This window comes from Tropicimonas marinistellae (assembly GCF_001509585.1).
GTDB lineage: Bacteria > Pseudomonadota > Alphaproteobacteria > Rhodobacterales > Rhodobacteraceae > Tropicimonas > Tropicimonas marinistellae.
The window spans coordinates 91,838-109,959 of the sequence record NZ_LNCI01000012.1; the positions used below are offsets into that span (position 1 = coordinate 91,838).

General features: G+C 61.2%; 21 protein-coding genes. 7 read left to right on the forward strand and 14 right to left on the reverse strand.

The genetic code is table 11. The annotated features are described in order from the left end of the window. The first annotated feature begins 98 nt into the window (after positions 1 to 98). Entirely contained in the window at positions 99 to 1,124 is a 1,026-nt protein-coding gene (locus ARC39_RS21785) for an IS110 family RNA-guided transposase (protein WP_068117862.1), read from the forward strand. Positions 1,125 to 1,620: 496 nt separating this feature from the next. Here ARC39_RS21785 and ARC39_RS21790 read toward each other — a convergent pair whose 3' ends face one another. The 4 genes from ARC39_RS21790 to ARC39_RS21805 all read right to left on the reverse strand — a co-directional run bounded on the left by ARC39_RS21790 (position 1,621) and on the right by ARC39_RS21805 (position 5,786). Further along, complete coding sequence (locus ARC39_RS21790) at positions 1,621 to 2,223, reverse strand: DUF3047 domain-containing protein (RefSeq protein ID WP_161471003.1); 603 nt, start codon at positions 2,221 to 2,223, stop codon at positions 1,621 to 1,623. A 44-nt stretch (positions 2,224 to 2,267) separates the two neighbouring features. Continuing rightward, positions 2,268 to 2,693: a Cu(I)-responsive transcriptional regulator gene (gene cueR, locus ARC39_RS21795; protein ID WP_068117868.1), complete on the reverse strand. Its 426-nt coding sequence runs from the start codon at positions 2,691 to 2,693 to the stop codon at positions 2,268 to 2,270. A gap of 10 nt (positions 2,694 to 2,703) precedes the next feature. Beyond that, on the reverse strand, positions 2,704 to 5,205 hold the full coding sequence (locus ARC39_RS21800) for a heavy metal translocating P-type ATPase (protein WP_068117870.1): 2,502 nt from the start codon (positions 5,203 to 5,205) through the stop codon (positions 2,704 to 2,706). A 65-nt stretch (positions 5,206 to 5,270) separates the two neighbouring features. Continuing rightward, positions 5,271 to 5,786 (reverse strand): Crp/Fnr family transcriptional regulator, encoded by a 516-nt coding sequence (locus tag ARC39_RS21805; protein ID WP_161471004.1) that lies wholly within the window; start codon positions 5,784 to 5,786, stop codon positions 5,271 to 5,273. A gap of 80 nt (positions 5,787 to 5,866) precedes the next feature. Between ARC39_RS21805 and ARC39_RS21810 the strand changes: the two genes are divergently transcribed. Continuing rightward, positions 5,867 to 6,427 (forward strand): hypothetical protein, encoded by a 561-nt coding sequence (locus tag ARC39_RS21810; protein WP_068117876.1) that lies wholly within the window; start codon positions 5,867 to 5,869, stop codon positions 6,425 to 6,427. 64 nt (positions 6,428 to 6,491) lie between these two features. After that, a complete protein-coding gene (locus tag ARC39_RS21815; RefSeq protein WP_068117880.1) occupies positions 6,492 to 6,689 on the forward strand; it encodes a heavy-metal-associated domain-containing protein in 198 nt (65 codons plus the stop codon). A gap of 66 nt (positions 6,690 to 6,755) precedes the next feature. Here the strand turns inward: ARC39_RS21815 and ARC39_RS21820 are convergent, their stop codons facing one another. The 7 genes from ARC39_RS21820 to ARC39_RS21850 all read right to left on the reverse strand — a co-directional run bounded on the left by ARC39_RS21820 (position 6,756) and on the right by ARC39_RS21850 (position 12,416). Further along, positions 6,756 to 7,484, reverse strand: a complete 729-nt coding sequence (locus ARC39_RS21820; RefSeq protein WP_068117883.1) for a DsbA family protein — start codon at positions 7,482 to 7,484, stop codon at positions 6,756 to 6,758. 4 nt (positions 7,485 to 7,488) lie between these two features. After that, entirely contained in the window at positions 7,489 to 7,977 is a 489-nt protein-coding gene (locus tag ARC39_RS21825) for a c-type cytochrome (RefSeq protein ID WP_078059410.1), read from the reverse strand. Beyond that, the gene (locus ARC39_RS21830; RefSeq protein ID WP_068117997.1) at positions 7,974 to 9,365 is read right to left on the reverse strand and encodes a multicopper oxidase family protein; all 1,392 of its coding nucleotides are present in this window, start codon (positions 9,363 to 9,365) and stop codon (positions 7,974 to 7,976) included. Before ARC39_RS21830 ends, ARC39_RS21825 begins: the two co-directional genes overlap by 4 nt. A 52-nt stretch (positions 9,366 to 9,417) precedes the next feature. Beyond that, a complete protein-coding gene (locus ARC39_RS21835; protein WP_438273277.1) occupies positions 9,418 to 10,305 on the reverse strand; it encodes a c-type cytochrome in 888 nt (295 codons plus the stop codon). 1 nt (position 10,306) lies between these two features. Beyond that, entirely contained in the window at positions 10,307 to 10,900 is a 594-nt protein-coding gene (locus ARC39_RS21840) for a c-type cytochrome (RefSeq protein WP_068117886.1), read from the reverse strand. Positions 10,901 to 11,299: 399 nt separating this feature from the next. After that, the gene (locus ARC39_RS21845; RefSeq protein WP_068117889.1) at positions 11,300 to 11,758 is read right to left on the reverse strand and encodes a c-type cytochrome; all 459 of its coding nucleotides are present in this window, start codon (positions 11,756 to 11,758) and stop codon (positions 11,300 to 11,302) included. 52 nt (positions 11,759 to 11,810) lie between these two features. Then, a complete protein-coding gene (locus tag ARC39_RS21850) occupies positions 11,811 to 12,416 on the reverse strand; it encodes a L,D-transpeptidase (protein WP_438273278.1) in 606 nt (201 codons plus the stop codon). A gap of 165 nt (positions 12,417 to 12,581) precedes the next feature. Between ARC39_RS21850 and ARC39_RS21855 the strand changes: the two genes are divergently transcribed. From ARC39_RS21855 to ARC39_RS21870, 4 genes are read left to right on the forward strand one after another with little or no spacing between them, the layout of a single operon-like run. Continuing rightward, positions 12,582 to 12,890 (forward strand): DUF2933 domain-containing protein, encoded by a 309-nt coding sequence (locus tag ARC39_RS21855; protein WP_236545347.1) that lies wholly within the window; start codon positions 12,582 to 12,584, stop codon positions 12,888 to 12,890. A 5-nt stretch (positions 12,891 to 12,895) separates the two neighbouring features. Next, on the forward strand, positions 12,896 to 13,135 hold the full coding sequence (locus ARC39_RS21860; protein WP_068117894.1) for a hypothetical protein: 240 nt from the start codon (positions 12,896 to 12,898) through the stop codon (positions 13,133 to 13,135). 30 nt (positions 13,136 to 13,165) lie between these two features. After that, the gene (locus ARC39_RS21865) at positions 13,166 to 13,939 is read left to right on the forward strand and encodes a DsbA family protein (RefSeq protein WP_068117896.1); all 774 of its coding nucleotides are present in this window, start codon (positions 13,166 to 13,168) and stop codon (positions 13,937 to 13,939) included. Further along, the gene (locus ARC39_RS21870) at positions 13,924 to 16,044 is read left to right on the forward strand and encodes a protein-disulfide reductase DsbD family protein (RefSeq protein ID WP_068117899.1); all 2,121 of its coding nucleotides are present in this window, start codon (positions 13,924 to 13,926) and stop codon (positions 16,042 to 16,044) included. Before ARC39_RS21865 ends, ARC39_RS21870 begins: the two co-directional genes overlap by 16 nt. Before the next feature lie 20 nt (positions 16,045 to 16,064). On the opposite strand, the gene ARC39_RS21875 is transcribed toward ARC39_RS21870, so the two are convergent. Genes ARC39_RS21875 through ARC39_RS21885 form a run of 3 tightly spaced genes read right to left on the reverse strand, consistent with a single transcriptional unit; the run spans position 16,065 to position 17,608 of the window. Then, positions 16,065 to 16,550: a c-type cytochrome gene (locus tag ARC39_RS21875; RefSeq protein ID WP_068117902.1), complete on the reverse strand. Its 486-nt coding sequence runs from the start codon at positions 16,548 to 16,550 to the stop codon at positions 16,065 to 16,067. Further along, positions 16,543 to 16,962, reverse strand: a complete 420-nt coding sequence (locus ARC39_RS21880) for a DUF411 domain-containing protein (RefSeq protein ID WP_068117905.1) — start codon at positions 16,960 to 16,962, stop codon at positions 16,543 to 16,545. The genes ARC39_RS21875 and ARC39_RS21880 overlap by 8 nt, the downstream gene beginning before the upstream one ends. Before the next feature lie 13 nt (positions 16,963 to 16,975). Continuing rightward, positions 16,976 to 17,608, reverse strand: a complete 633-nt coding sequence (locus ARC39_RS21885; RefSeq protein WP_149866512.1) for a WD40/YVTN/BNR-like repeat-containing protein — start codon at positions 17,606 to 17,608, stop codon at positions 16,976 to 16,978. Between the last annotated feature and the right edge of the window lie 514 nt (positions 17,609 to 18,122).

The window sequence follows — 18,122 nt, forward strand, 5'->3', positions numbered from 1 at the left end:
GGGGCACATTCTAAATTGATGGATTGGATGCCCCTCCTGCCGGTTCATTATTGAACCGTCCGAGCTGCTTCAGCTCGTGGATTTTGCAGGAGAAAAAAATGTCTGAAGTTTTCATCGTCGGCGTCGATTTGGCGAAGCGCGTCTTTCAAGTGCATGGTGCCACAACAACAGGTGACGTGCTCTTCCGAAAGAAGCTGAGCCGGGCGCAGTTCGCCAAGTTTCTTGGTGATTTGCCAGCGCGTATAGTCGCGATGGAGGCATGTGCTTCAGCGCACTACTGGGGTCGAGAAGCCCAAACTGCCGGACATGAAGTACGGCTTGTACCGGCTGCCTATGTGAAACCGTTCGTCAAACGGCACAAGAGCGATGCTGTTGATGCCGAAGCCATTTCTGAAGCGGCATTGCGCCCGTCCATGCGATTTGTGCCGGTAAAGACTCCAGAGCAGCAATCTCAGGCCATGTTGTTCCGAACCAGAGAGATGTTTGTTCGCCAGCGAACCCAGACGATCAACGCGATCCGGGCCCATCTTGCCGAGTTCGGAATTGTGCTTCGGCTCAGGATCCGAAATCCGGATACATTTGCGCACGAGGTCGAAGAACGCGTAGCTGCGTTGCCAGAACTGGCTCGGGCGTTGGCCGACCGCCTACTGGAACAGATTGCAACGATCAGCAAACAAGTCTCTGCGCTCGATAAGAAAATCAAGGCACATGCCAGGTCCTCTCATGATGCGCAGCTGATGCAGACCATGCCGGGTGTCGGCCCGATGTCCGCGATGGCGGTTGAAGCTTTCTGCCCGCCCGCGAAGAACTTTCGCAGTGGGCGCGACTTTGCTGCTTGGCTGGGTCTTGTTCCCAGACAGCATTCGACCGGTGGCAAAGAACGGCTGGGCCGCGTAACGAAGATGGGCCAAAAGGATGTGCGGCGGCTCCTGATCATCGGTGCAATGTCCGTGATCAACTCGATTGAGCGACGAAAGCGTTGTGTTGAGCCCTGGCTCGCCCGTATGCTTGAGACGCGGCCAAGAATGGTCGTGGCCGTTGCATTGACAAATCGAATGGCGCGCCGGCTTTGGGCGATGATGGCGACAGGCCAAGTATACCGAATTCCGGGCGCCGCTGCATAAGGCAGAACCCGGAGACCGGCAGGTATGTGAGGACGAAAGGATCGAATAAGGAAAGCGGATCGACGAGATCGAGTTTGGGAAAACCAGTGCAACCCTTCGTGGCCAAGAGCCCGATAAACTGATTTGGACCCGAGTTCGCGCATCTCCATAAAGGCCAGCGGTCACATGCGCCGCACAAACAGGCCGGACACGTGACAGCACCCGATCATGCTATCCAGACCTCGAGACTTCCCTCTCATAGACCGGGGCATCCACACGTGGGTTGCGACAAGTCCCCTATCTTGCTGAAAAGCAAGGAGAACGGAACATGGCCCACACAGAGCTGGATCTGCGCGGACGGCGTGCGATCGGAAATTTGCTGAACGTCAAGGTGTCGGTAACTCAGATAGCGACACATTTCGGCAGACATCGTTGAAGCGTCTATCGAGAGATTAAGATAAACGGAAATTGAATCGCCCGGGGTTCGCCGGGGTCTCCGGGGGCTGCATTTGGACAATCAACGTAATTCCAGTCCCGACAAGTCGGCTGAAATCTTGCTGGACGTATCGTCGCTGTCACCCGAAATCGCCAAACCGAACAACACTCCTGGCATCGTTCGGAACAGTTTGCGGAAATCGGCATCGAGATTGACGGACTGTTGGTCGGTGCCGGGCTCGGCTGGCTGCAGCGGTATGGTCATACCTCGAGGACCGAGATAGGGGCTGATGATCGGAAGGCCCACCTGGTGCGCTCCACCGTGAACATAGACCAGCGCGCGCGCCTCTCGGTTTCGTAGAACTCTCGAAAGGCTCGCCCCTTCCATCTTCTTAGCCGACTGCTCCGGGAGGAACAGGAAGTAAAGTGCCAGGTTTCGGTCGTCGCCACCCTTCCGGGTCAGGTCTGTCGGTGGAACGGATTCCTGGACGCTCCATTGCCAGGACGCATTGCGCGCGCGCCAGAAGCTCGAGTCCAGTTGGCGATAGATCAAGGACACGCTGCCTTCTGATTGAAGACCAAGCCTCTTGCTTCCAAGAAACCAATCGTTTGGTGCCTTGAACGGAAATGTCTGTTCTCGCCAGACTCGATCAAAAGGAATCTCGGCCGCATCCGCCTGAGCCACATTTGCCACCAGGGCCGCGGCGGCAAATACTGCTAGTGGTGGTCTCACGAGTTGGCGGCCTTCGCGACCGTCGCCTCCCCTGCGATTGCGGTCGAAAGGTCGTCGAGGATCGGGCAGTCGGGGCGGTTGTCGCCGGCGCATTCATGCACGAGATGGGTGAGGGTCTTCTTCATCTCGATCAATTCCTTGATCTTTGCGTCAACCTGATCGAGATGCTCCCTGGCGATCTTTTTGACGTCCGCGCTGGCGCGTGAGTTGTCCTCGTAGAGTTCGAGCAGATTTCGGCAATCGTCTATCGTAAATCCGAGCGAGCGGGCGCGGCTGAGGAAGGCCAGCTTGTGCAGGTCGCTCTGCCGGAACGAACGGTAGCCATTGGTGCTGCGCAGCGGTGTTACGAGGCCGATATCCTCGTAGTAGCGGATGGTCTTTGCGGGCAGGCCCGAAAGGCGGGCAACGTCTCCGATGTTCATGAGGTATCTCCTATTCGGCTGGAGCGGGGGACAGGGGGAGCTTGGAGGCGTTCCGGGCTTCATCCGCAGCCAGAACAGGCTGCACGCGGCGCAGGCGCAGCGCGTTGCTGAGCACGAAGACAGAGCTGAGCGCCATGGCACCGGCCGCAAGCACTGGCGACAACAGGATGCCGAAGGCCGGGTAGAGCACGCCTGCAGCGACGGGGATCAATGCAGTATTGTAACCGAAGGCCCATCCGAGGTTCTGCCGGATGTTGCGCATCGTCCGACCCGAGATGTCGAAGGCATTCACCACGCCACGCAAGTCCCCGGTCATCAGCACAACATCGGCGCTCTCGATTGCGACATCGGTGCCGGTGCCGATGGCGATGCCGATATCGGCGTGGGCCAGGGCGGGCGCGTCGTTGATCCCATCGCCGACAAAGGCGAGCTTGCGGCCACCTTCGCGCAGCGCTTCCAGCGCGGCGACCTTTCCGTCCGGCAGTACCTCGGCGACCACGTGGTCGATGCCAAGTTCCCTGGCAATAGCATCCGCGGTTGCTTTAGCATCCCCGGTGATCACCGCGACTTTCAGGCCAAGATCGTGCAATGCCGCTATGGCTGTTCGAGAGCTGGCCTTGATCGGGTCGGAAACGGCAATCACGGCTGCGATCTCGCCATCGATGGCGGCAAAGAGCGGGGTCTTGCCGGCAGCCGCAAATGTTTCGCCCTTGGCTTCGAGCGTGCCGAGCGCGACGCCTTCGCGTTCCATAAACCGCCGAGCTCCGACCAGAATCTCCATGCCATCGACCGCGCCGCGCACACCGAAACCGGTGATCGAGGTGAAGTCCTCCACTTGCGGCAAGCTCACACGCTCGCCCGCAGCGCGCAAGATCGCCTCGGCTACAGGATGCTCTGAACTGGCTTCGACGGCGGCCACGAGGCGGAGGACACTATCGCGCTCCTGCCCAGCGGCCATTTCCATGTCGGTCAGCGCAGGTTTGCCCTCCGTGATGGTGCCGGTCTTGTCGAGCGCGACTACCTGCACTTCCTGAAGCCGCTGCAGCGCATCGCCTCTCCGGAAGAGCACGCCCAACTCGGCCGCGCGGCCCGTTCCGACCATGATCGAGGTCGGCGTAGCCAGCCCCATTGCACATGGGCAGGCAATGATCAGCACCGCTACTCCGGCCACCAGCGCATAGGTCAGCGCCGGATCCGGCCCGAAGAACAGCCAGACAAGCACCGTCAGCGCCGCTAGGGTCATCACGGCTGGCACGAACCACATGGTGATCCGGTCCACCAGACCCTGGATCGGGAGCTTGGCGCCCTGCGCCTCTTCCACCATGCGGATGATCTGCGCCAGCATCGTGTCGGCGCCCACGGCGGTCGCCCGGAAGGAGATCACCCCGGTACCATTGACCGTTCCGCCGACCACCGTGTCGCCCACGCCCTTGCCGACCGGGATCGGCTCACCCGTCAGCATGCTTTCATCAACATAGGTGCTGCCCGAAATTACCTCGCCGTCCACTGCGACGCGCTCTCCGGGACGCACGCGGATCACGTCACCCGTAGCGATCTGGTCGATGGGAAGCTCGACCGGACCGCCTTCGCGCTCCACCAGCGCGGACTTTGCCTGCAGGCCCACGAGCTTTCGTATTGCCTGCCCGGTACGGCCCTTGGCGCGCGCCTCCAGCCAGCGGCCCAGAAGGATCAGCACCACAATCACCGCTGCGGCCTCGAAATAGACAGCGCGTGTCTCCGCGGGCAGAAGCTGCGGCAGGAAGGTCGCCACGACCGAATAGCCATAGGCGGCTGAGGTGCCGATGGCGACCAGGCTGTTCATGTCCGGTGCACCGCGCAGCAGCGCAGGATAACCCTTGAGATAGAAACGTCGCCCCGGCCCGAATAGCACGATGCTTGTCAGCACGAACTGGACCAGCCAGCTCGCCTGATGGCCAATGGTCTGGCCGATCAGCGCGTGGAAGCCGGGGATCATGTGTCCGCCCATCTCCAGCAGGAAGACCGGTAGCGCCAGCGCGCCTGCAAAGTGAGTGAGGCGCTTCAATTCGTCAGCTTCCGCTGCCTTGCGTTCACCGGCATCCGGCGCGTCCGAAGCCACCTCAGGCAAAGTGGCCGGATAGCCCGCATCAGTCGCGGCGCGCGCCAGCAATTCGGGCGTCACCTGACCTTCGAGATAGCGTACCCGCGCGGTTTCACTGGCAAGGTTTACAGAGGCTTCGAGGACGCCTGGAACCTTGGCCAGGGCCCGCTCAACGCGGCCTACACACGAGGCGCAAGACATGCTTTCCACCCGCAAGGCGACATCGCCAATGCGCGCCGGATAGCCCGCCTTGTCCAGCGCCGCGGTGATCTCCGCCACGTCCGCCGGGTCGGAAAATTCAACCTTCGCGCTTTCGTTCGCAAGGTTCACGGCCGCCTCCCCGACACCGGGAAGCGCCTTCAGCGCCCGTTCGACCCGGCCAACACAGGAGGCGCAGGACATGCCTTTGACGAAGAGATTAATCGTGCTCATTTGGTCACCAGCGACTCAGTTTCGTTCGGTTGACCCATTAGATAAGGGTTCTACCTGCTGGAAGGTCAAGAGCGGCGTGACGCGAGTTCCCGATACAGCGCCTCGCGGCTGACGCCGAGTTCCGCGGCGAGGTCCTGCCAACGTCCCTTTGCCGGAACTGCGCCACCGGTTTCCAGCCAGGCGTCCAGCCGCCCGCCGACGGTCCGAATGGTCCGGATCTCGGCGCGTCGGCGCGCCGCCTGTAGCCCGCGCGCCAGCTTGGCGGCCCAGTCCAGTGCAAGCTCCGGGTTCGCTGCGAGCACGGAAAGAAAGGATTCAACGGGCACGGCAAGGGTGTCGCTGTCTTCCAACGACTGCGCGTCACAATGATAAGCTTCGGCGAAGGCGGCGGCTTCGGCCACCACGTCTCCTGCGCGAGCGACATTAAGGATCAGATCGGCGCCGGATCGCGTGACGCGACGAAGCGCGACCTCACCGGTGAGACAGAGATGAACCACGCGAACAGGATCGCCCGAATGGAACAAGTAGTCACCAGCCGCATACGCACGGGCAATCGCATGGCGCTCAAACAAGTCTCGCATCAAACATGACATGATTGAAATCATGTGCCAGCGAAGAGTCTTCTGCAAGTCTGCTCGAACAATCCGATATGGAGACGTGCATGAGTTCCCACATTTCAGTCCTTGCAGTGCTGCTTGGCCTTTCGACATCCGCGATGGCGCAGGATCACTACTCCCACATGCAACACATGGAGCCCAAATCCGGTGTTTCTGAACCGGGACAATCCGCCTTTGGCGCAATTCAGGAGATCGTTGATGCCTTGCAGGCCGATCCCAAAACCGATTGGAGGCTTGTCGATATAGACGCTTTGCGCGCCCATCTGGTCGATATGGACAACGTCACGCTGTGGGCAAACGTCACGACGCACCCGATCGACGGTGGCGCGGAGTTTCGCGTCGCATCCAGCGACCCATCGGTTCGCGCCTCCATTCAGGCTATGGTCACTGCCCACGCCGCGACGATGAATGGCAGCGGCGGGTTGGAACAGGTGGCGTCACGGACCCCGGGTGGCGCCATTCTGCGCGTCACCGGCGAGGCCGGAGATAAAGACCGCATTTTTGGGCTGGGCTTCTTCGGCATTCTGAGCCTTGGCGCCCACCATCAGGCGCATCACCTTGCGATGGCCCGTGGCGAGGCACCGCATTTTCACGGTATTGATTAGGGCGGAAACATACTTGACCTTCCAGCGCAGGAACCAAAGAGAGTCGCACCAAAGGGAGACCGACATGACCCGATTCACCGTACCAGAAATGAGCTGCGGTCACTGCACGGCCGCCATCGAAAAGGCGATTAGAGAGGTCGATGCGGCCGCAACGATCGATTGCAACCTCGATGACCACTCCGTCACGATTTCCAGCGACCTTCCCACAAAGGCGCTGCAATCGGCCATCTACGAGGCCGGCTACAAGTCCGAAGCCGCATGACAAAAAAAGGCCGGTGGCGCGATGCCACCGGCAAGTTGAAAACCCCATGTCCAAGGGTTTCCGGGATCAGTTTTCTGCGCGGGTCTTTTCGACCAGATCCTGCAGCTGTTTTTTCTCGACGTACCCCGGCACAAGTGCCTCTCCGATCACGAAGGATGGCGTTCCGGAAAAGCCGAGCGCCTGCGTCAGGGCCATCGAAGTCGCAATATGTTCTTCGATTTCCGGTGCATCCATGTCTTCCCAGAGCTTGTCGATATCGAGCCCGACCTTCTCTGCGGCCTGCAATACCGACGCCTCGTCGGCACGTCCTTTCAACTCCATGAGCGCCCAGTGAAAGGCCTCGTATTTCCCCTGACTGCGTGAGGCAAGCGCGGCGCGGGCTGCAAAGACGGAACCTTCGCCGAGGATCGGCCATTCGCGGTAGACGATGCGAATATTCCCATCGTCGGCCATGAGCGCCTTCACCTCGTCTGCGGCACGTTTGCAGTACGGGCAGTTGTAGTCGAAAAACTCGACCACCGTGACGTCACCATCCGGGTTTCCGATCACAGGCGCGTTGGGATCGTTCTCCAGCGTGTCTCGATGCGCGGACAGAACTTGCGAAGCGGCGGCGGCCTGTTGCTCGGCCTCCTGCGCCTGAAGCAGTTCCACCGCTTCCATGACGATGCCGGGGTTTTCCCGGATCGCTTCGTAGACCAGTTCCTTGATCCGTTCTTCGCTGAGATCACTAGACATGGCCGGAAGTGGTCCAAGAAGGGCGAGCGCCACGCCGGCGGCGGTAAGGAGAGTTTTCATCTGTTCAGTTTCCCTGTTGTCTGCGTTCTGCTTCTGTCCGGACCGACTGGATTTCGCGGATCCGGTCCGACCAGATGGATTTGATGAAGGCGATGATGTTCCAGATCTCCTGATCGCTCAGGCCATCGCCGAAGCCAGGCATGCCGCTCTCGAATTCCATCCCCTGCCGGGCCAGCGTCTCGGCGCCACCAAGCTGGGTGTAGGTAAAGAGCAGCATGTCGCCGTGATGCCAGGTGTGACCGGACTCGTCGTGCGGCGGTGCGGGCAACAACCCATCCTCGCCGGGGCTGCGCCAGTCCTCGGTCTGCCCTTCGAGATTTGCGCCGTGACAGGAGGCGCAGTTTTCCGCGTATAGCGTTGCCCCCGCCGCGATATCCACGTCTTCCGGTTGCCCGAAAGACCGTGCCGAACTGCCGGAGACAACCCATGCCGCGGCACCCGCGAGGAGCACGCCGCAGCCAAGCGCCGCGGCGCCCTTGAGCAGCCTGTTCATGCCAGCACCTTGATGCGGGTCATCATGCCCGAGGCGGCGTGGGTCAGCATGTGGCAATGGAACACCCAGTCGCCGGGGTTGTGGGCGACAAAGGCGATTTCGCGGGTCTCGTCACCGAACATCAACAGGGTGTCACGCAGCGGCCCGAGGGTGCCGTCCTCCAGCACTTCGCGGAAGTGATGTCCGTGCAGGTGCATCCCGTGCGGAAACATCGTGTCGTTCTTTATCACTACCCGCACCGTCTGTCCGCGCTCGGCGACCAGCAATGGTTCGTCGGGCATTCCGACCATGCCATTCATCGCCCAGAAATTCATGCTCTGGGCGGCTTCGCGGAAGCCGACCTTCCGCCCATCCATCATCGCCGACTGGAAGCCGCGCATCGCGCCGCCTTCCATGTGGAGCGTGCTACGCAAAGCATCGTCCAGACCCGCAACCTCCATGTCGGGATTTGGCGGCAAGGGCGCGGGCGCCGGGCGGCGGCTTTCGGATGCCCGGCCCTTCACCTCGAACAGGATCTGGCTTAAGGCTTCTTCGCGGTCGAGCCGGATCAGATGTGCCTCGCCGCCATCCTCGGCAGTCACATCGACGATGATGTCGGCCCTTTGCGCAGGGGCCAAAAGCAGGGTCTCGGGCAAAGGCTGCGGCACCTCCAGCGGCATCCCGTCGAACGCCACGACCCAACCTTCGAGGCCCTGCAGTTGCAGCTGGAAGATCCTTGCATTGGCGGTGTTCAGAAGGCGCAGGCGCAGGCGTTCGTTCTGCTTCACCGAAAGCGTCTTGTTGAAGACGCCATTGGTGACCGCGATGTTGCCGAGCCGTCCGCCATGGCTGAAATCGTGCATGTTGTCGAAGCCCGCGATCTGCCCGGTCTCCGGGTCGAGGCGAAAATCGTCGAGCACCAGTACCTCTTCGCGGTCCACATCCGGTGCATCGGTTTCCTCGACAATCAGCGCTCCCTGAAGGCCGCGCGCGACCTGTTCGTAGGATTGGTTGTGCGAATGATACCAGTAGGTCCCCGCATCTCTCAAATCGAACTCATAGAGGAAATCGCCCCCCGGCGGCACCGCCTCCTGCGTGACACCCGGCACCCCGTCCATCGCATTGTCGATGCGAATGCCGTGCCAGTGCAGTGTGGTCGGCTGCTCAAGCGAATTGACCAGCCTGCGACGCAACCGGTCCCCCTGCCGCGCACGGATCTCGGTGCCGGGCACCGCGCCGCCATAGCCCCATATCTCGGTCTGCGGGTAGCCCTCCGGCGCGATCTGGACCCGCGCCGCGGCGGCCTCCAGGATCTTCGCTTCGGGGCCGGCGGCAAACAGGCGGCCGGGCAACAGTGGCGCCGCAGCGGCCGCGGCAGCACCTGCCAGCAAGGTTCTGCGTGTGAACATCAATCTGGTCCCTTTCTGGATCCTGCGGACCGGAAGCGGCCCGCGGACAATATCATTCGGCATCGAGCACATAGGTCGCCATCGCGGTCAGGTCGGCGTCACTCAGGAAAGCCGTGCCACCCTGAACGACCTCGCCCATGCTACCACCAAAGGCGTCGCCGTCCGGCATCACACCGGTGCGAAGCGCGAAGGCGAGGTTGTCGACCGTCCAGCCGCGGGCCTTGAGATCATCGGGCAAGATCGAGGGCGCCTTGTCACCACCCGGCAGGTCTTCGTTTCCGGCAAAGGCGGCACCGCTCATCCGGCCACCGGCAAGGTTGCGCGGCGTGTGGCAAGCAGCGCAATGCGAGGCTCCCTCCACCAGTTCCCGCCCACGGTTCCAGGTCGCACTCCTCCCATCGACAGGTTCGGTCTCCGGAGGTTTCAGAAAGGCAGCCCGCCAGAGCTTCATGCCCCAACGCTGGTTGAAGGGGAAAGCCACCTCGTGCGCCGGCGCGGGTTCACCAACGGCCGGAACGGTCTGGAACGCCGCCCAGAGATCGGCGATGTCCTGATCGGAAAAGTTTGAGTAGAACGGATAGGTGAAGGTCGGGAAATAGGGTTCGCCGTCAGGTGAAACCCCCTGTCGGACAGCTTTCGCGAAATCCTCGACCCTCCAGTCTCCGATGCCATGCTTAGGGTCTGTCGTAAGATTGGGCGGGTAATAGGCGCCGAAGGGCGTATCCAGCGGTGCCCCGCCCGCGAGCGGCGCGCCACCGCCGGAGATGTCGGTGTGACAGGCGATGCAACCGCTGGCGCGCGCGAGATAGGCGCCACGGTTCACATCCCCTGTCAACTCGATCGGAGCAGGGTCCCGCCCTGCCGGCCAAAGCATCAGGCCGATCACGAAGACCCCGCCCGCCACGGCCGCGAGAACCGCAAGGCGTAACAGTGCCAGCACGTCATTTCTCCTCGGCGCGGAACTTCGTGTGGCAAGCGGTGCAGGCCTGACTGACCATGGCAAAGGCCATGCCGGAGGGCATCTGGCCGATATGCTCGGCGCTCATCATTGGCGCGCCGCCGCCCATCATGCCTTGGCCGCCCAGCATTCCAGAGCCCATTGCGCCGCCGCCCATTATGCTTTCGCCGCCCATCATACCGCCCTGAGCCGGCATGCCACCGACACCATTGTCAGCCGCACGTTCCAGCCCCTTGGCGAAGATCTCCAACTGCTGCGCTAAACCGGAGAAGGCATCCCAATCCTGCCAGATCTCGGGCTTGGCTTCAGAGGGCATCCCATCGGTGCCTTCGGGGAATTTCGAGGTGAGAGCCTCGCCGGAATGCTCGGCGATTTTCGCGGCGCCCGCGCGCACCGCATCAGCATCGTAGGCAACCGTGCCCTGCATCATCGGCGCAAGCGCCTTCATCACATCCGCCATAGCGGACATCCCGTCCATACGTTCCTTTACGACGCCGGTCGCGCCGCCATGAGCGAGCGCTGCAATGGCAAAGATAGAAATACCGGCGGCGCCGGCGGCAATAGCTGAAAGTTTCATGGATCTGATCCTGTATGGTCCTGTCTCTGATGGTCTTGCGAAATCAGGACAGGCCACGCGGCGGCGGCGGGTCAAAGCCCCGTATCAAACCCTTGAGGCTCTTGTCAGGCGCCAAGCCCGACAAGGCACTCGTTTCGAAGGTCGGTTCAGGAATGGCTTGAAGCGCTACAACTGCCTGGAAAAAACAGTCTAGTCCCGGGTGGCAGTGATCGTCCTTGTCGATGTCAGGTGTGTCGTGATGATGCCCACCCTGATCGGTCCGATCATGCGTATGAGAGTTTTCAAGGTCATTCGAAGCGTGGGCCGGTTCGGGGGCGGACAGGGATGGCTCGGCAAGCGCAAGGCATAGTAGCGCCGCGCAGATTCGATGCCAGAAACCTGTGACGCCCCGACGCCCCATCAATTGATCCCGTTCTCGCGCTGCAACTCGCGCACGTAAAGCGTGATATAGGCCACCTCGCCATCAGTAATGTCATCGACTGGAGGCATGTTGCCAAACTTCCAGTGATGCGCCCGGACACCGTTTTTCGCGGCGAGCTGGAAAGAAACGTCGCCGTGATGGCTCGGCTCATAGATTTTGTGCACAAGCGGCGGTGCCACACCGTTTTGTCCAGCCGCGTTCTCTCCGTGACAGGCGGCGCATTTGGCATCAAACCCGGTCTTGCCGATCTTTGCGTTTTCCGAAAGCTCGGCAGGCACCCGAACCTCGGCAATTGGCGCGCCTTCGGCAATCTTAGATGTATCGGGCGGCGTCATCGAATGACCAGCCGTTTCGGGTGGGTTGAGGGTTTGCATGACGAATACCGCGATACCGCCAAGCAGAATGGCGACGATGCCAATCGGAAGTAACTTGTTCATGTCCCGTTCGTTTCCTGTCCGCGCGCCTCACAATGGTGCGCGTTTTCCCTATTCAGATCAACTTCACCTGCGTGCCGACCTTTGCCAGCGCGAAGAGTTCCTCGATCTGTTCGTTGTAGAGCCCGATGCATCCATTGGAGGATTTGCGGCCGATCTTGCGCGTGTCGTTGGTCCCATGGATCCGATAATATTGCCATGAAAGGTATAACGCATGCGTTCCAAGTGGGTTGTCCGGCCCTGGCCCAACGAAATCCGGCCAGTCGGGATTCCGCTTCTTCATATCGGGGGTGGGGCGCCAACTCGGCCCTTCGACCTTTCGAACCACCGTGGTGTATCCAAGCCTCGTGAGATCATCTGAAAGGGGCACGCTGGTGGGATAAATCTTCCGGATGCTTTCATCCTCTGACCAGTATTGCAGCATCTTGGAGGTCGTGTCAGACAGGATCACTCCACCCTTGAGACTGTCAAAATGGTCGCGCCAGTCATGCACGCGAAACGACGAGACGTTTCGTTGAGTGGCCGGGCTGGCGAGCCTGTCATCCGGTATTGTCTGTGCCTTGAGAAGAGCTGGCGACGATACAGCGAGTGCGCCGCACGTCCCACCAAAAATGAAGTTGCGTCTGCCCATTCGGACAGATTGCCTGTTTTGCACTGCCATGCCTCCGGCTTTCTTTCCTGTTTCGCGGAAGTCTTGAACCACCTTCCAGCGCTGGAGGGTCAACAGGACACCGATAACGAAACGGTGAACGGGACAGTATTGACCTTCCCACGCCGGAAGGTGGCACGAACGCTTTTGTAAACAAGCTGCGAAAGGGACAATGCCTTGAAAGACAACGTGAAAGCCGAGAGCGGAAGCAAACTCGCAAAATATGGGATGTGGGCCTGCTGCATCGTCATGCTGGTTCCGGTCGGCGCATACCTGCTGGCGGGTGGCGCAAGTGGCGGTACTTTACAGACGATCACAGCCTTCGCTCCTCTTGCCCTGTGTCTTGGTTTGCACCTCGTGATGCACAAGATGATGGGGCGTTCCTGCCATGGCCATTCCGACAAGACAGCTGACGAGGTCCCTGCAAAACCAGCACTCCTCGAGCACAGACCGGACGTAAAGGGCAGATCAATCGCAGCGGAATGAAAGCAATGGTCTTCAGCAGCGTCCGTCGGCTGGCGCTGCTCTTGAGTCCAGTGGTGCTTGCCGGATGCGCCACCAACGGTGTTTGCACCGGAGAATTGCCGAAGACGCCGGTTGCCCGTCAGAACCTCATGACGCTTCCGGATGGATGCGCGGTGAATTCCTACGGCGTCGGTGGCGTAGCTCGACTCGACTGCGACGGTGGAAGGATCGGATTTGCAATTGTCGACACTTCGGGTGGGCAATAGCAACAACACGAACTGACAGGGAAGTGTTTCATGGGTGTTGATCGTCGACTCGTCTTGTCCGGCATTGCGCTTGCCGCCGGAGGCTTCGCGGCCTGGGAATACGGGCCTGCCTTGTTCGAAGGACCGCTGCAGTTCGAGCCCATCGATGATCCAGCCGGATTCCGCAAGATCGAGGGGGGCGACCGAAGCACCGCTTTCGACCCGTTTGTCGGCCTGTCTTCGCAGGAATCGGATCCCAATGAAGCGATTGCAGAGGCGCGTGTGCGTGCCGATATCTGCTCGGCGCTCTACGGAGGAGAAACGGGCTCGGCCGATGTCGTTCCGGTCGCTTCGTTTTCCGACTACTACTGCCCCTATTGCCGCATTCAGACGCAGAAACTCGCAGAGATCGAAAACAGATCCGGCGGTCGCGTAAAGGTGGTCTGGCATGAACTCCCCCTTCTCGGTGAGACCTCCGATCTGGCCGCCAAAGCCGCGCTGGCAGCAAAACGTCAGGGCGCTTATGTCGCGTTCCACAAGCGCCTCATGAAATCCGCCTTTCGTGCGACACCCGAATATCTGCGCCTGCTTTCCGATGACATCGGCATCGACCACGACCGCATGGTGGCGGACATGGCCAGCGAGAGTATCCAGGAAGAGCTATATGACAGCGCGGCGCTCGCGGGGATATTTGCCTTTGTGGGCACCCCGGCCCTGGTGATCGGAAAGACTGTCATTCAGGGCCAAATCAGCGACCGCAGGATCGAACAGTTGATCGAACTGGAACGAACCGAAGGGATCGACAGCATATGTTCAACCGCCTGATCCATTTCGGTGGCATTGGCGTTGCCATCGTCTTCGTGTTTGCGTTGTCGATCATGGGCGCCCGCGACGCTGGCGCCGCTGTGTCTGATGTTCACACCTCCCCTGCCGTCGAAGCCAGGATCATCACGGCAGAAAACGGGATTGCCGCCGGCGCGCGGTCGGTTTCCGCCGCCCTGGATCTTGAGCTTCGTGCCGGTTGGAAAACTTATTGGCGCTCGCCAGGCGAGGTCGGGATTCCTCCAGAGATCGATTGGTCAGAATCGGAGAATGTGAAGGAGGCAGAGATCCTGTGGCCAGCGCCCAAACGGTTCCGGGCCTTCGGCATCGAGAATTTCGGTTACGAGAAAGAAGTGGCTCTGCCGCTTCGGATAACGCTTGAACGCCCCGGCGACGCGGTGATGCTTCGGGCAGCGGTGAACCTGCTTGTCTGTTCCGACATCTGTGTGCCCGAGATTTTCGAGCTGTCGCTGGATCTGCCAAAGGGGGGCGGGATTGACGCCCAATCGGCCACACGGATCGCCGATTTCGCTGGCAAGGTTCCCGATGACGGTTCGGCAAGTGGATTATCAATCGCCGCCGCCGCCATCGCCAAGGATACATCCGCACTGGTTCTGACGGCGCGTAGCGAAACAGGCTTCTCCACGCCGGACATTTTTCCGGAACTGGGGCCGGAGGTCGCATTCGGCGCACCGGATATCCGGCTCAGCGATGGTGGCCGTGCCCTTTGGGCAAGTGTTCCAATCCTCTATGCCGGCCCGACGCTGCCGGAGCTTCGGGTTACCATCACCGACGGCACCGTTGCCGCAACCCAAACTCCCGATCTTACCGAAGACCTACCGAAACCGCCATTCACATTACGAAAAGCCGTCCCGGGACTGGGAGATGTGCTGGCGATCACGCTCGTCGCCTTCATTGGCGGGTTGATCCTGAACGTCATGCCCTGCGTGTTGCCAGTCCTGTCGATCAAGCTCAGTTCAGCTCTCAAGTCCGGAAACCAGACGCGGACGCGGATCCGGTCGGGTTTCCTGGCCTCTGCTCTGGGTGTGCTTGCCTTCATGTGGGCTCTGGCCGCAATCACATTGCTGTTGCGCAGCCTCGGCCTGTCTGTCGGCTGGGGGCTGCAATTCCAGAACCCGAGCTTCCTGTCAGTTATGTTCCTGATCCTGGCGCTCTTCGCGGCCAACCTGTTCGGGATGTTCGAGATCAACCTTCCGTCATCCTTTCAGACCCGCTTAGCGCGGGCCGACGGTACACCCGGCCATATTGGCGATTTTGCCACGGGGGCCTTTGCGGCTGTTCTCGCAACCCCTTGCTCGGCCCCGTTTCTCGGCACGGCAATCGCCTTCGCACTCGCGGGACGAGGCATCGACATTTTGTTGATCTTCACGGCGCTCGGTCTCGGCCTCGCAGCACCTTATCTGCTGGTGGCCGCCCGCCCTAAGCTTGTCTCGCGAATGCCGAAGCCCGGCCCCTGGATGATCTGGGTCAAGATGCTTCTTGGGGCCTTGCTCGCCCTCACCGCGCTCTGGTTGCTGTGGGTGCTGGTTGGCGTTGCCGGAACACGCACCGCCATTTTTGTGACCTTGGGAACGCTTGTGCTGGTCGCAGGTTTTTCATCCGGCCGGTTCCGCGGACGCATCGGCATGTCCGCGGCGGCCCTTCTGGCGATAGCGGTACTTATCGGGCCCGGTTTCCTGACCACACCGGCACCAGCGGCGTCACCGGTTAGCGCAACCACCTGGGTCGCCTTCGATCGCAGCGAGATTGCCCGGCTGGTCTCCACTGGCGAGACGGTTTTCGTCGATGTCACGGCCGACTGGTGCCTGACCTGCAAGGCCAACAAGGCGCTCGTTCTGGATCGTGACTCGGTCGCCTCCGCGCTGGCCGCACCGGGGGTGGTCCCCATGCAGGCCGACTGGACCCGGCCCGATGAGCGGATCTCTCGCTACCTGGAAGGATTCGGCCGGTTCGGCATTCCCTTCAACGTCGTCTACGGACCGAACGCACCGGAAGGGATCGTTCTTTCCGAACTGCTGAGCAGTCAGGAGGTGCTTGACGCGCTCGAACGCGCGTCCAGCGGTAGTGAACTTACCCGCGCCGAGTGATCCCGGCGCGGGTTTCAACATCATCGAAAAGCCGCCATTCCTGGCAATCCAGCTTGTATCGCGCCTTTGTCCTCAGGCCAGTGCTTCTTCACGAAGCCGAGGATCGCCACAATATCCGAGTCCGTCAGCACACCGTCAAAGGCGGGCATGTCGCTCTCGTACCCCGGCACGACGGCATCGATACCCAGTTTTGTCATCGCGAATAGATCCGGGTCGGAATGGGTGAAACTGTGGCCGGTGCCGTCCTGCGGCGGGGCGGGCATGCGACCGCTCTCCAGACGCCGGCGCCAGTTGGGTGCGCCTTCGCGGTTCACGCCGTGACAGTCGGCGCAGTATTCGCCATAGAGCACCTCACCTTGCCGGATCGTGGCATCCGGAACTGTTTCGCCGAGGAAGGTCACCTCTTCGGCAAGGGATGGACCTGACACCGCCCCCGAGCAGATCGCAGCCAACAGAGCGCCCCCGGTCGCCTTGCGGCAACCGGGAAAGGCGCGAAAGTCATTCATTCGAATACACCTCTATTCCGTCCGGTCCGTAGGAATAGACCTTGAGCGTTCCGTATTTCTCGCGCGCCATGCCCGGCGAGTTCTGGGGCATGCCTGGCAATATCAGTCCCGTGATGTTCGGCTTCTCCTTCAGAAGCCGGGCGATAATCTCCTCAGGGATATGGCCGTGCACTTCGTAACCACCGATCTCGGAATGATGGCAGGACAGGCCCTTTTGCGGCACACCGGCCGCCATCGCCCGTTCGGCGACATTGGGATCGTTGACGATCTTCACGTCGTAACCACGGTCTTCCATGTATTCAGCCCAAAGGCCGCAGCAGCCGCAGCTGGGGTCGCGATAGACAGTGACCGGTTCGGAGGCGAGCGCAGGGGTTGCGATCAGGGCAAGAGCGGCGAGGGTGATTTTCTTCATTATCATTACTCCTTCAGAGGATCGCGGAGACGACCCAGGACTGGCCGCCATCGCGGCTGTGGAAAAGGTCGGCCGGCGTAGCAGCTACGAGTGTGTCGGCGTCAGAGGGATCAACGGCCAGGGCGGTTGCCACGAAGGGAGCGGCTTTGGACCAGATCACGCCGCCATCCGCCGACGCCCAGACGCCCGAAGGCAGGGCCGCATAGAGCCGTTCCGGCGACGCTGCACAGGAAACCAGAGCATTGACGGGCTCGCCTTCCGGCAACGGCATGACGGTCGGGGCCTTCTCGCCCTCGACAAGCGCGTCCAGCGCACCCTGCGGTTGCACATCCTGCCAGCGGCAGAAACAATCGGGCACGCGCTGTAGACCCGCGCTTGTGCCGGCATATAGCCATATTCCGCCCATGCCACTGGCGAGATCGACTGAAGCCAATGTTCGTACGTCCTGTTCGCTCCCCGAGAGGAACGGGCGGTCCATGACGAACTCCCAGGTTTCGCCCGCGTCTTCGCTGCGCCAAAGGCCGTCTCCGCCAATAGCCGCATAGAGCGTATCGGGGTTCTTGGCCGAGTTGGCTAGTGCATCGAGCGTCCGGTCAGGAAGCCCCTGCCCTTGCCGTCGCCAGCTCTGGCCGAAATCTTCGGACACTTCGACCCCGCCGCCTTCGATAGAAACGAAAAGGCGTCCCGGCCTAGCGGGATGGCTGGTTACGGCCGCAGGCTGCCCGTCGGGAACCGGGTGTGTCGTCCAGGTCGCCCCCCGGTCCGAACTGCGCAAGGACCGGTTGCCAAAGGCAAGGACATCGCCCCCGGAAAAAACGAGCCCTGTGACGGCTGTGCCTGCTGGCTGAGCCCATAGTCCCGGGGCGTGTATTGCAGCCCAGAGCCCTGCGGCGGACCCGAAAAAGGTACGCCTGGACATCGGGGCGGAATGATATTCTGACATTTCTAGATCGTCCGATGTGGATGGCCGGGGCCGCTTGATGTCGGTACCCAAGCCGGATCGCTTTCCATGCGCCGGAAATCGGCGCGGCGGTTTACATCAGAATTTCTGGCGCGGCGGTGTGAAGGCTGGCGGGTCTCCCCGGCTTTCGCTCCATGCTGTGGAACGGGTCCGAAGCAAAGCGCGAGGCTCCGCCGATCCGTCCCATATGGCCGGTAGC